We start from the raw sequence: 13001 nt of genomic DNA on the forward strand, positions 1-13001 counted from the left end.
CAACATGGAAAGTTTAAATCAGCTGATTGAACAGCAATCTCTCAGCTTTGAGCAAGCAACAGAGCTATTTGGGCAAGTTATGCAAGGTGCACTATCAGAAGTAGAATTAACTGCCGCCCTCATCGCCCTGAAAATAAAAGGGGAAACAGCCTCAGAAATAGCGGGCGCTGCTAAAGCCATGCGTGACCACGCTGTGGCTTTTGATAATCGAGGTCTTTATTGCGCAGATAGTTGTGGAACAGGCGGCGATGGTACTAATACCATCAATGTCAGCACAACCGCAGCGATTGTCGCTGCTGCCTGTGGTATCCCCATGGTCAAACACGGTAACCGCAGTGTTTCAAGTAAATCAGGATCCGCTGATTTACTGCGTACACTGGGTATAAACCTTGAGATGACGCCAGAGCAAGGGGCAAACTGCCTAGAGCAAACCAATTTTGCATTCTTGTTTGCGCCGCTTTATCACAGCGGGGTTAAACACGCGATGCCAGTGCGCACCAAACTCAAAACACGTACCTTGTTTAACATTTTAGGCCCGCTTGCAAACCCAGCAAAGCCACAGCTTCAACTACTGGGTGTTTACGACCCTGCGCTGTGTCGTCCAATGGCAGAAACGTTGAAAATGCTCGGGACAGAGCGAGCAATGGTAGTACATGGTGCTGGGTGTGATGAAATCGCATTGCATGGCACGACACAAGTCACCGAGCTTAAAAATGGTGAAATTACTGAATACAGCCTTACACCCGCCGACTTTGGATTAGATAATTATTCGCTTGAAGATATTGCAGGTGATACCCCTGAATACAACGCACAAGCGACTCGCGATATTTTAGCCGGCAACGGAAAGGCAGCACACAATGCAGCTATTGCCGCCAATGTCAGCGCGTTACTGGTGATGTCTGGCAAAGCTGACAACCTTAAAGAAGGCACAAAGCAAGTTTTAGACGTATTAGCATCAGGTAAATGTGTTCAAACACTGCAAACAATTGCGGAGGTCAGTCATGCCTAACGTCTTAGAAAAGATCGTAGAAGACAAAAAAGTTGAGCTTGTTGAGCGTAAAAAAACATTGCCGTTAAGTGAATTTCAATCATTGGTTAAGCCAAGTGAACGTGACTTTTATGGTGAAATGGCAAAGCCTGGCATTCAGTTTATTTTAGAGTGCAAAAAGGCATCGCCTTCAAAGGGTCTGATCAGAGAGAATTTTGACCTAGATGAAATTACGTCTGTATACGCAAAGTACGCAACCTGTATCAGTGTCTTGACTGATGCGAAATACTTCCAAGGTAGCTTCGATTACTTAAGCTATGTACGCGGTAAAGTTGAACAACCACTTATCTGTAAAGACTTTTTCATTGACGAGTATCAGGTATACCTCGCTCGTCTGAAAGGCGGCGATGCCATCTTATTAATGCTGTCTGTCTTAGATGATGAAACATATGAAAAACTGGCGGCACTTGCCCACTCTCTTAACATGGCTGTGCTAACGGAAGTTAGCAACGAAGAGGAAGTGCACAGAGCACTGCGCCTTGATGCAAAACTAATCGGCATCAATAACCGTAACTTGAGAGATCTCAGCACCGATCTGGCGACCACTGAGCAACTCAGAAAGCTTATCCCAGGTGACAAAACAGTTATCTCTGAATCAGGCATTTATACACATAATGATGTTAAGCGACTCACAGCTCACTGCAATGGCTTTTTAGTCGGTAGCTCTTTAATGGCTGAAACAGATCTGGAAGGCGCCTGTCGCAAGCTTATTTTGGGTGAAAATAAAGTCTGTGGTTTAACACGTGTTGATGATGCCCTTGCGGCATATCAAGCTGGTGCGGTATACGGTGGCTTGATTTTTTATCCGAAATCTCCGCGATTTGTCGACTATGACTGCGCTCGAGCAGTAGTGGATAGTGCCCCTCTCAAATATGTCGGCGTTTTTGTTGATGCGCCGCTTGAGCAGGTTGTGGAATATGCTCAAAGTCTTAGGTTGAGTGTGGTGCAATTACATGGCCATGAAACACAAGAATTCATCAGTGCGCTGCGTAAACAACTACCTGTCAATTGCCAAATTTGGAAAGCTCAGGGCATCGTCGATGAATTTCCTGTGCCATTTGATGAAGTAGACAAGCACCTATACGACACAAAAACCCCGTCGGCTTTTGGCGGAACTGGAAAAGTTTTCAACTGGCAACTACTTAAAAGTGCAAAAAAACCATTTATGCTTGCAGGCGGACTTAACGCGGACAATGTTAAAGACGCTTCCTATTTAGGTGCAGCAGGCTTTGATCTTAATTCAGGGGTGGAGACGAGCCCCGGTAAAAAGTGTCCTGAAAAATTACGCGACGCTTTTAACAATATTCGAAAATACTGAGGTGGATAGAATGAATACAGGATATTTTGGTGATTTTGGAGGCATGTATGTTCCAGAGTTACTCGTACCAGCACTAAAACAACTTGAACAAGAATTTGAAAAAGCACAGCAAGATGAAAGCTTTAAATCCGAGTTTTATGCACTGCTAAACGAATACGCGGGCCGTCCAACGCCATTAACGCTGTCTCGAAATTTAGTCAAAAACTCAAAAGTTAAACTGTACCTAAAACGTGAAGATTTACTTCATGGTGGTGCACACAAAACTAACCAAGTATTAGGCCAAGCACTGTTAACCAAGCGTATGGGTAAAAAAGAAGTCATCGCTGAAACTGGCGCAGGGCAACACGGCGTAGCAACCGCTTTAGCATGTGCACTACTTGGCTTAAAGTGTCGAGTTTATATGGGTGCAAAAGATGTTGAACGTCAGCAGCCGAATGTATTCAGAATGCGTCTTATGGGTGCTGAAGTTATTCCTGTCACAGCGGGTTCTGGCACACTAAAAGATGCTGTAAATGAAGCAATGCGTGATTGGTCTGCAAACTACAAAACAGCACACTACTTATTAGGCACAGCAGCGGGCCCTCACCCCTTCCCAACCATTGTGCGCGATTTCCAGCGCATGATCGGCGAAGAAGCAAAACAACAAGTCATTGAAGCAGAAGGTCGTCTACCTGATGTAGTGATGGCATGTGTTGGTGGTGGCTCAAATGCAATCGGTATGTTCGCAGATTTTATTGATGAAAAAGAAGTGAAGCTTGTGGGCATAGAGCCTGCAGGTAAAGGCCTAGATACAGACGAGCACGGTGCAGCCCTTTGTAAAGGTAGTACAGGTATCTTGCACGGCGCGTATACTTATATTATGCAAGACAGTGATGGACAAATCGAAGAGTCCTACTCTGTGTCTGCCGGTCTTGATTACCCAGCCGTAGGTCCTCAGCACGCTTATTTGCACAAAACAGGCCGCGCACAATATGTAGGGATCACAGATACTGAAGCCCTCGATGCTTTCCAAGCTCTAGCAAAACATGAAGGGATTATCCCAGCCCTTGAATCAAGCCATGCAATCGCGTACGCATTAAAGTACGCAGAGCAGCAAACAGAAGAAACCGTAATTGTCGTAAACCTAAGTGGCCGTGGTGACAAAGATCTTGCCCATGTACACAATGTATTGAATGAGCGAGGTGCACTATGAGCCGTTACAGCAACTTATTTACACGCCTAAATGACGCCAGAGAAGGTGCATTTGTGCCGTTTGTTACTTTAGGCGATCCGACAAAAGAAATCAGTATTGATATCGTAAAAAGCTTGATAGACGGCGGTGCTGATGCGCTAGAACTTGGGATCCCATTCTCAGATCCAATTGCAGATGGTCCGGTGATCCAAGCGGCAAATATCCGTGCACTTGAAAGTAAAATCAATACACAAGACTGTTTTGATATCATTCGCGAGATCAGAGAGTACAATGCAGACATTCCTATCGGTCTACTTTTGTATTCCAACTTAATCTTTGCACAAGGTCTGGAAAACTTTTATCAACAGGCAAAAGATGCGGGAGTTGATTCTATCTTAGTCGCTGACGTGCCTCTACATGAATCAAAAATGTTCAGACAGGCTGCGCAACAAGCTGAAATTGAGCCCATCTTCATCGCAACGCCTAACGCCAGTGATGATACGCTGCGCCAATGTGCAAGCTATGGCCGCGGGTACACTTACTTGTTATCACGTTCAGGCGTAACGGGTACAGAAACTAAAGCGGAAATGCCAGCAGATACCATGATCAACAAACTGCACGAATATAATGCAGCTCCTACGTTATTAGGTTTTGGTATCTCTGCACCGGAACACGTACAAGCAGCCATTAAGTCAGGCGCAGCAGGTGCAATTTCAGGTTCAGCCGTCGTGAAAATTATTGAAGATAATTTGAATGAGCCAACACTGATGTGCGAGCGTTTGCGTGAGTTTGTTGCAACCATGAAGGCTGCAACCGCCAAGTAAGCTTACCTAATCAGCTAGGGCATCCTTAAATGCCTTAGCTGGTTTAAATAACACTTTATTTTGACCTTCTATGATAATTTCTTCCCCAGTTTTTGGGTTTCTTCCCGCCTTTGCAGGATGATAGCTTAGCGTCAACGTGCCAAAACCAGATAATGCAACAGGATCGCCCTCTGACAATCGTTTTGTAATGGCATTTAAAATGCTGTCTAACGCTGCTTTTGAATCCTTTTTAGTCAGTTCGTTGCGCTCAGACATCGCTGAAACTAATTCACTCTTATTCATTGAGTTCTCAAATTATTTTTAAGGTGTGCGGAGGCTAGAAGTTTAGCAGCTAAAAGTCAATCTTGAACTTATTGTCATAACTTGATACAACGCAATAGAGGTATGGTAGCACGAGGTTTTAAATGGCATTTATCGTTGAATATTTACCCCTTATCCTATTTTTTCTCGTCTATAAATTTATGGATATATTTTGGGCTACGGGTATCTTAATTGTCGCATCTTTAATACAAATGGCATGGCAATATTTTAAAGAGGGCGCAATCTCTCAACGGCATTGGATCTTCTTTGCCATCGCTTTATTGCTCGGCGGATTAACCATACTGTTCCAAGACGAACAGTTCATCATGTGGAAAGCCACTATCATATACGCTGCGCTGGCTATCACACTACTGGTGTCACACCATGTGTTAGGTAAAAACCTCACCCAAAAAGCTTTGCTCGGTGTCCTTAATAGTGCCATGAAGCAAATGCATCAAACTGATCAAAGCAACAATAAACAATCCAAACAGCAAAGAGCCGAAGATCTCCCAATCCCCGATTCACTCTTTGTGCAGCTTAATCTCGCTTGGTCAGCACTCTTTTTCATCATTGCGATATTAAATTTAATCGTAGCGTATACTTTTTCGCTCGATTTTTGGGTCAACTTTAAGGTCTTTGGTTTGATGGCAATCACTTTTATCGCCGTCATGTTAACCATCGCTAAGGTATCTAAATACCTTCCAGAAGATGAATAAGGAAAACGCTGTAATTCAGTCATCTGCCTATACAGTATCAAGCCATATGAAAGTGAAAATAACTCAGTAAAAGATCCAGCCAAAATGACACCCCTTGCTATATTTTAAGCAAGGCAGATTTTCAGTAGGGTGGCCCTTTGAACGCACATCAATATCGATGGTTTGAATTATTCTCTGTTTTTATTTTTCTTCCTTGTGTCGCTTATTTATTTCGCGCAGAGCTAGCTAATTGGCTCTTTCCTGCACTAATTACACTGATGGTAGTGTGCACTTACTTACTCCTCGCTGACCCTCATTTTAAAAGGTTTAGGCTGACCAGCCTCGGACAGTTCTCAGCCATTAAAAAACGGTTGTTTTCAATGTTTTTTATTGGGGCACTTTTCTCTGGCATGCTTTACGGTTTAATTAGTCAAGAGAGCTGGTTTTCATTGCCTATCAATTCAACATTGGACTGGTTAGTCCTGTTAGTCGCCTACCCTGTGTTGTCCGTATTGCCACAAGAGCTCATTTTTAGAAGCTACTTTTTTCACCGATATAAACGCATTTTACCGAGTAAGACTGTCAGAGTGGTACTTAGCGCCAGTGTGTTTGCATTGGCTCATTGTGTATACGATAACTGGATGGCCATCATTTTGTCGTTTTTAGGCGGCTTGTTGTTTTCATACACCTATGCACACAGCCGATCATTAGCTGTATGTGTCTTAGAGCACAGTTTATGGGGGCTTTGGATATTTACAATTGGGGCGGGAAAATACTTAGATACGGGTGTCACGTTCACATAAAAATGTGGGGCAAGCGCCCCACATTTTTATTTATCAATTAGAAACCAAACAAACTAACAGCAAAGTACTTGGTTGCAACTGTATTGACGAATATCACCAGCAAAATCACCGGAATAAACGTCGACAGCGAGAAGTTGACGTACTTCTCCATAAAGCTGCCTTTATAGCTTTCACAGCCCTGTGACAGTTCATCAGATAAGCTCGCCTTTCTCCAACGGTAAGTAACAAACAAACATAGTAACAAGCCGTTAAACGGTAAGATCGTGTCGTAGAATACATCAGAAACAATATCAAAAAAGCTCTTATCCACACCGCCATACTGGGTAAACTTCGTCAACCACTCAACCATGCCAAAAGACATTGTACACATCACAGTTAACACACCTGTCGATACAGCCAATACCGTCAATGACTTTTTACGGCTGAAACCTTTAGCTTCCATTAAGCTTGCTGTCGGTACTTCTACGATTGATACCAAAGAGGTGATCGCCGCGAAAAATACCAATAAGAAGAATATACCCGCAACAATCGATGCACCTGTATACCCGATATCGGCTTGCATCGTTAAGAATAGCTGAGGTAAATATACAAAAATCATGGAAACAGATGAATCTGATAACTCGTCAAGTTTAACGTCTGGGTTAAAGCTGAAAATAGCAGGTAGTACCATTAGGCCTGCAATAAATGCCACTAACGAATCAGTGACTGCTACCATTTTTGAGCTACCTACAATGTCTTCTTTCTTAGAAATGTAAGACGCATAAGTAATCAAAATACCCATACCGAGTGACAATGAGAAAAATGCTTGTGACAGCGCACCATTTAAGACACTGGCATCCATTTTAGAAAAGTCAGGAACAATGTAATAACGTACACCAGCCATCGCATTATCGAGAGTCAACACATAAGCTACTAAACCGATCAAGAGGACAAATAATGCTGGCATCATCAGCTTGGCAGCCTTTTCGATACCTTCTTTTACGCCACCGACTAAAATAAGATTCACCAAGATAGCGACACCGGCCATATAACCAAAAACACTATACTCGTTAATAAAAACACCAAAATTACTCGGGGTTGCTAGCTGGTCCAGGTTCCCCATGACAGTTTGCACCAGATAGCCAAAAATCCAAACAGTGATAACCATGTAAAAAACTGCAATCATAAATGGCGTTAATACAGCCAATGCTCCAGCAAACGACCACTTTTTATCACCCCCAGTTAAAGAATGATAAGCACCATACGGATCTTTTTGCGCTTTACGACCCAAGGCCATTTCAGCAATCATAACGGGTAGACAAATAAATATAACAAACAGCGCATAAACGATTAAAAATGCACCGCCGCCATTTTTTGCAGCAGAAACTGGGAATCCAACTAGATTTCCGATCCCCACAGCGGACCCTGCCGCTGCCAAAATGAAACCCAGTCGAGAGCTAAATTGCTCGCGATTTGCACTCATTAAAACAACCTTATTATTATTTTTTCATGATAGTCGAAGGACTGTAACAGCCCTGCCCTGAGTATTTCAAGTATAAATAGGGATTCTCCTCAGATAACGTCATTTCATTTACATTTAGGGACAATCCAGTCTATGATACGAAACACAAAATTAATTACGCATTATTTCTGACTATTATGCTTTACATGATTTACTCAACGGATGTGGAAAACTCTCTAGAAAAACGTATGAAAGCAAGGCCTGCTCATTTAGCGCGCCTAAACGCGTTAAAAGAGGAAAATAGGCTGTTTGCAGCAGGTCCCCTGCCTGCGATCGATGATGAAAACCCAGGAGATGCTGGGTTTACCGGTTCATTAGTCATCGCAGAGTTTTCTTCTTTAGAAGAAGCAAAAACATGGGCTGATGCCGACCCTTATATCGAAGCAGGCGTGTATGCGAATAGCGTAGTCAAACCATATAAGAAAGTACTACCTTAACAAAGTTCAGCACGGGTTAAGTCAAGTGAGCTTAACCTGCTGCACAAGATGTTAAGCAACCCTAACGTGGAGCTTAGAATGCAGTTGCCTTTATGTTTTGCTATTTTAGCGCTTGTTTCTGCCCTGACTATAAATCAGGCGCATGCGACTGGGCAAAACACGATAAGTAAAAAAGAAGCAGTACAATTAGCAACCACCAAACAACCTGGGAAAACACTTAAGATTTCCCTCGAAGGTGATTACTTTGTTGTACGTATTTTACAGAGCGACGGCAGGATAGTTGATATAAAAGTCCACAAAATAACGGGTGAAGTGAAGAAGGACTGACGATGCGAATTTTAGTAATTGAAGATGATGTACAACTGGCTGAAAACCTAAGAAATGTACTAGAAAAAGAAAAATACAGCGTTGACCTGTGTCATGATGGCGAAAACGGCCTTTTTCATTTGACAGAGTATCCGCTTGATTTAGCTGTTGTCGATTTAGGCTTGCCCAAATTAGACGGGGTAGAATTAATTAAACGTGCTCGTGCGCAAGATATCAAAATCCCAATTTTGATATTAACTGCCCGTGACCGTTGGCAAGAAAAAGTAGAAGGCTTAGATGCAGGTGCTGATGACTATCTCACCAAGCCATTCCATGTTGAAGAGTTAATCGCGCGTTGTAATGCCCTGATCAGAAGAAGTGCTGGTCAAGCTAACCCTGAAATCAGCATTGGTCCAATCACATTACATACACGTTCTCAGCAAGTGTTCGTTAATGAAAGAGAACTCTCACTGACCGCTTACGAGTACAAAGTGCTTGAATACTTAATGGTCAATCCTCACAAAGTAATTTCTAAATCAGAGCTTACAGAGCATATCTATGATCAAGACTTTGACTTAGACTCTAACGTCATTGAAGTATTTGTTTTACGGTTACGTAAAAAACTAGACCCAGATGGTTCATTGAACCCAGTGGAAACCTTACGTGGTAGAGGCTATAGGTTCAAAACTCAGTGGTAAGTAGTGCACAAGTATCTCTTAAAATAAGACAAGGGTTTATCCTTGTCTTTGTTTTAATCGTCGCGTTGCCCGCATTGTTTTTCTCTATTGGGCGCGCTTATTATGCCACCTTAATTGATGCCACTGAAAAAACCCTTGAAGCACATCTTTACTCATTAATTTCGGAAGTGGAGTTTTTATCTGATGGTATTTCAATGCCAAGGACAATCCTCGCACCAGAATTAAATCGTCTAAACTCGGATACCTATGCGTTAGTCTATCAAGAAAATACGCTTGTTTGGTACTCCGAATCCGCGGTAAATCTCACTGTCACACCTGATGTATCTCAGACACAAGCTGGCGCGTCTGAATTTAAGAAAGTCCGGTACAATGGAGAGGATTACCGACAGCTGAGCTTAACCGTGATTTTGGGGAATGCAGACCAATCCCAACAGGCAAAGTTCATATTATTAAAGAAAAACTCAGCGCTGCTTGCACTGATGTCGGAGTTTAGAAACACCCTCGTCAACTGGATGTTGATTATGGGTGTAGTGATTGCTGCATTGATGGCAATCGGGTTCGTATGGAATGCTCGCCCACTTCAAAGGCTAGATAAAGAGATAAAAGAAATCGAAGCCGGTGAGCGGGAGAAGATATCAGGTTTATACCCTGTAGAACTCACGACAATAAAAGCCGACCTCAACCTACTGCTAGACTCGCAAAAGCGACAAAAAGAGCGCTATCGTGCCTCTTTAAGTGATCTTGCACATGCTTTGAAAACACCATTAGCGGTACTGAAATCGAGTCCTCTCGCCGCCGATTCGGAAGCACAAGAGCAGTTAGATCGCATCAACGCAATGATCGAACACCAGCTTAAACGAGCTGCGACTGGCGGCTCTGATACCTGGAAAAAGCAAACAAAAGTAAAACCTGTACTTGATTCTATCCTCAATGCAATGGGTAAGGTCTACCTAGACAAAAGAATAGACTTCTCGGCTCATTGCGATCAAAACGCCGCATTTCTTGGTGATAAAACCGATTTGATGGAAATTTTGGGTAATATCATCGATAATGCATGTAAAGCATGTGTGCATAAAGTTGATATCACTGTTAAAACGGACACCGTAAAAGGGATTATATTCATAATAAGTGATGATGGCCCAGGGATCCCTGAAAACAAACGAGAAGAACTTTTACAACGTGGCTCTAGGTTAGACACCTATGAAGCGGGGCACGGTGTTGGTATGGCAATTGTTTCTGATCTGGTTGCTTCCTATCATGGCAAAATCATTATTGAGTATAGTGAGCTTGGCGGTGCCCAATTTACAATAGAGTTTAGCGATGACCAAAACCATTAATTTCTTTCTATTTATTGCCGTTGCATTCAGTTTTGAGGTGTTTTCTCGCACTGAAGCATTGACAGATTGCAGTCATCTGGAGTCTGACCACCCTCAAAAAGCCAAAAAATACCTGATGTGCTTAGATGGCAACATAGAGCAGCTAGAGCGCAATCGTCAGACTTGGATCACTAAATTAATCATGGACACCGAGGAACTTGAGAAAAATACCGGTAATACTCAATTAATGCCTATTATTCAGCGCGGTATGCTCAATCAAAGCCGATATATGGATGACGCCTGTAAGTGGAGATATTTAAAAGAGTTGCCAAACTCGACGCGAGCAGCCAAAGTATTCAAGCGCTGTAAAATTTCCTTTTTACAGCAGCACATCAAAGAGCTTCAAACTAATTTTTAGCCTCTTCATAACTCCCTAGCATGGTCGCTAACCAGCGACCATCTTCGCTATTTTCTAGGCCAATTTTTACCACCATCGTCAAGGGGACGGACAACAACATACCTACCGTACCGAGTAACCAGCCCCAAAATATTAAAGATACAAACACAACCAAAGTGGAGAGCCCAACGCCTTTGCCCATGTATTTTGGCTCAATAATATTACCCATGATGGTATTGATAGATAAATATCCTGCCGCAACCAAACCACTCACGACCGGACCGTGTGTTACTAAGGCTAACAAAACGGGAGGCACAGCAGCGATTATTGAACCGATATTTGGGATATAATTGAGTAAGAAAGCCAATACTCCCCATAGTACAAAATAATCTACATCAAGCAACCACAATAAAAAGCACGCTAATACACCTGTAGCCAAAGAAACTAACGTTTTAATAGCCAAGTAACTATTGATTGAATTTAAAAAGCGATCAATTTGTTGCATCTTCATTTGTGGATCGTCCAATGCAATATGTACTTTTTTACTGAGCATCGGCGCCTCAAATAACATAAATACGACCGTTAGCAAAATTAAGAAGATATTGGCCATGACTCCTCCAAACCCTGCCAGCATATTAGTAGCCACATCAATCATTTTTCCTGGGTCAAATAAAGAAATGAGCTGTTGCTTATCGATCAATATGTTGTAATTCGCAGCGGTATCAACCAACCAAATAAATTTACTTTGAAGTGCTTCTCTGTAACTTGGTAACTGCTGAGAAAAGTCATTTAGAGACTGACCAACCAAGCCCGCCAAACTCATTCCTAATAACGCCACCAGTGCGATTATAATCACAATAGCAGCCCCTTTTGGAATACGATAACTGGCGAAAAACTTGAGTAAGGGATTGCAAATAATCGCAATAAATGCAGCTAAAATAAACGGCACTAAAATGTCATTCGCAAGTTTTACACCTGCCAATACAATGAATAATGAGGCCAATACAACTAAGCTCTTGTTTATGCCGGTCAATGATGACACTGTTGATCCTTATGCGAGGTCGCAACGTTGAAGGTAAAGTTAACACATAACTTTTACATGTATCTGCTACTATTGTAATTGAATTTAAATTCAAAGCACTAGGGCTAATTAAAAAACATACATAAACCAAATCATAATTGAGCGTGGAATGAATATATTGATCACGGGTGGAACCGGACTAATTGGGCAGGAACTTTGTAAGTTTTTAATCAACAAATACAACTTGGTCGTGTTGACTAGGAATGAGTTAAAAGCAAGACAGCTAATTGGGCAAAACTCACGCTTTGTCGCCTGTCTATCAGAAGTGGACTTCAATGATATTGACATCATCATTAACCTTGCAGGAGAGCCCATCGCTGACAAAAGATGGAGTGACAAACAAAAGCAAGCAATCATCGACAGTCGAGTAGGTATTACACAGCAAATCTCTGACTATGTGAATGCCGCAGAAACTCCTCCCCATACATTCATCTCCGGTAGTGCCATTGGATTTTATGGCAGACAAAATGCGGATGTTTTAGTCGATGAAACATTCGACAAGCCCTATGACGAATTTAGCCATCAATTATGTCGTGACTGGGAGCAGGCTGCTTTATCGAGCCAGAGTGAAAAGACCAGAGTCTGTTTACTGCGAACTGGCGTTGTTTTGTCTCGTCGCGGCGGTGCACTCAAGAAAATGTTACCTGCATTTTCGTGGGGTATGGGTGGACCGATGGGGTCGGGAGAGCAAATTATGTCTTGGATACATATCGACGACATGATCCAACTTATTTTATTCCTTATCCGCCATACTGAGCTTCATGGTGCATTCAATGCCACGGCTCCTCAGCCTGTATCAAATAAAGAGTTTACAAATTGTCTTGCAAACGTCCTAAATCGTCCAGCATTTTTCTGGCTTCCTGAGCGTTTTTTAAAGTGGGCGTTTGGGGAAATGTCTGATATTTTACTTTATGGCCAAAAAGTAATCCCTAAAAAAGCCCTCGATGCAAATTACAGATTCCGCTACCAATCATTAGAAGAAGCATTAAAGCAAATAATGCACTAACAAAACGGCATAAAGGGCTTGCTACTTGAGCGCCCTTTTTGTTCACACTCCTAAATAGTCTTTTATACTCACTCACATGAACATGCAGATTTCCAGAGTA

Annotated in this window: 15 protein-coding genes; 12 read left to right on the plus strand and 3 right to left on the minus strand. The window is 42.4% G+C overall.

Annotated features, from left to right (window positions below; all coding sequences use genetic code 11):
- Nucleotides 1-4 precede the first annotated feature (4 nt).
- Genes trpD through trpA form a run of 4 tightly spaced genes read left to right on the plus strand, consistent with a single transcriptional unit; the run spans nt 5 to nt 4361 of the window.
- Nucleotides 5-1009: an anthranilate phosphoribosyltransferase gene (gene trpD, locus S4054249_RS14230; protein ID WP_046358630.1), complete on the plus strand. Its 1005-nt coding sequence runs from the start codon at nt 5-7 to the stop codon at nt 1007-1009.
- Nucleotides 1002-2366 carry a bifunctional indole-3-glycerol-phosphate synthase TrpC/phosphoribosylanthranilate isomerase TrpF gene (trpCF, locus tag S4054249_RS14235; RefSeq protein WP_046358629.1) on the plus strand — a complete coding sequence of 455 codons (1365 nt, stop codon included), beginning with the start codon at nt 1002-1004 and terminating at the stop codon, nt 2364-2366. The genes trpD and trpCF overlap by 8 nt, the downstream gene beginning before the upstream one ends.
- A 10-nt stretch (nt 2367-2376) precedes the next feature.
- Entirely contained in the window at nt 2377-3558 is a 1182-nt protein-coding gene (gene trpB, locus S4054249_RS14240; RefSeq protein WP_046358628.1) for a tryptophan synthase subunit beta, read from the plus strand.
- Nucleotides 3555-4361 (plus strand): tryptophan synthase subunit alpha, encoded by an 807-nt coding sequence (gene trpA, locus S4054249_RS14245; protein ID WP_046358627.1) that lies wholly within the window; start codon nt 3555-3557, stop codon nt 4359-4361. The genes trpB and trpA overlap by 4 nt, the downstream gene beginning before the upstream one ends.
- Before the next feature lie 6 nt (nt 4362-4367).
- Here trpA and S4054249_RS14250 read toward each other — a convergent pair whose 3' ends face one another.
- On the minus strand, nt 4368-4643 hold the full coding sequence (locus S4054249_RS14250) for an HU family DNA-binding protein (protein WP_046358626.1): 276 nt from the start codon (nt 4641-4643) through the stop codon (nt 4368-4370).
- 122 nt (nt 4644-4765) lie between these two features.
- Here S4054249_RS14250 and S4054249_RS14255 point away from each other — a divergent pair, with 122 nt between their 5' ends.
- A complete protein-coding gene (locus tag S4054249_RS14255) occupies nt 4766-5377 on the plus strand; it encodes an inner membrane-spanning protein YciB (protein WP_046358625.1) in 612 nt (203 codons plus the stop codon).
- A gap of 137 nt (nt 5378-5514) precedes the next feature.
- Nucleotides 5515-6159, plus strand: a complete 645-nt coding sequence (locus S4054249_RS14260) for a CPBP family intramembrane glutamic endopeptidase (RefSeq protein WP_046358624.1) — start codon at nt 5515-5517, stop codon at nt 6157-6159.
- Nucleotides 6160-6196: 37 nt separating this feature from the next.
- On the opposite strand, the gene S4054249_RS14265 is transcribed toward S4054249_RS14260, so the two are convergent.
- A complete protein-coding gene (locus tag S4054249_RS14265; RefSeq protein ID WP_046358623.1) occupies nt 6197-7621 on the minus strand; it encodes a sodium-dependent transporter in 1425 nt (474 codons plus the stop codon).
- A 176-nt stretch (nt 7622-7797) separates the two neighbouring features.
- Here S4054249_RS14265 and S4054249_RS14270 point away from each other — a divergent pair, with 176 nt between their 5' ends.
- From S4054249_RS14270 to S4054249_RS14290, 5 genes are all read left to right on the plus strand, one after another.
- The gene (locus tag S4054249_RS14270; RefSeq protein WP_046358622.1) at nt 7798-8097 is read left to right on the plus strand and encodes a YciI family protein; all 300 of its coding nucleotides are present in this window, start codon (nt 7798-7800) and stop codon (nt 8095-8097) included.
- Nucleotides 8098-8175: 78 nt separating this feature from the next.
- Complete coding sequence (locus tag S4054249_RS14275; protein WP_046358621.1) at nt 8176-8424, plus strand: PepSY domain-containing protein; 249 nt, start codon at nt 8176-8178, stop codon at nt 8422-8424.
- A gap of 2 nt (nt 8425-8426) precedes the next feature.
- Entirely contained in the window at nt 8427-9101 is a 675-nt protein-coding gene (locus S4054249_RS14280) for a response regulator transcription factor (RefSeq protein ID WP_039607865.1), read from the plus strand.
- Complete coding sequence (locus S4054249_RS14285) at nt 9095-10438, plus strand: ATP-binding protein (RefSeq protein WP_046358620.1); 1344 nt, start codon at nt 9095-9097, stop codon at nt 10436-10438. The genes S4054249_RS14280 and S4054249_RS14285 overlap by 7 nt, the downstream gene beginning before the upstream one ends.
- A complete protein-coding gene (locus S4054249_RS14290) occupies nt 10422-10835 on the plus strand; it encodes a hypothetical protein (RefSeq protein ID WP_046358619.1) in 414 nt (137 codons plus the stop codon). The genes S4054249_RS14285 and S4054249_RS14290 overlap by 17 nt, the downstream gene beginning before the upstream one ends.
- Here S4054249_RS14290 and S4054249_RS14295 read toward each other — a convergent pair.
- The gene (locus S4054249_RS14295) at nt 10825-11856 is read right to left on the minus strand and encodes an AI-2E family transporter (RefSeq protein ID WP_046358618.1); all 1032 of its coding nucleotides are present in this window, start codon (nt 11854-11856) and stop codon (nt 10825-10827) included. The two genes, S4054249_RS14290 and S4054249_RS14295, sit on opposite strands and share 11 nt — an antisense overlap.
- 148 nt (nt 11857-12004) lie before the next feature.
- Between S4054249_RS14295 and S4054249_RS14300 the strand changes: the two genes are divergently transcribed.
- Nucleotides 12005-12901: a TIGR01777 family oxidoreductase gene (locus tag S4054249_RS14300; protein ID WP_046358617.1), complete on the plus strand. Its 897-nt coding sequence runs from the start codon at nt 12005-12007 to the stop codon at nt 12899-12901.
- The last annotated feature ends 100 nt before the right edge of the window (nt 12902-13001 follow it).

Source organism: Pseudoalteromonas luteoviolacea, assembly GCF_001750165.1.
Taxonomy (GTDB): Bacteria; Pseudomonadota; Gammaproteobacteria; order Enterobacterales; family Alteromonadaceae; genus Pseudoalteromonas; species Pseudoalteromonas luteoviolacea_G.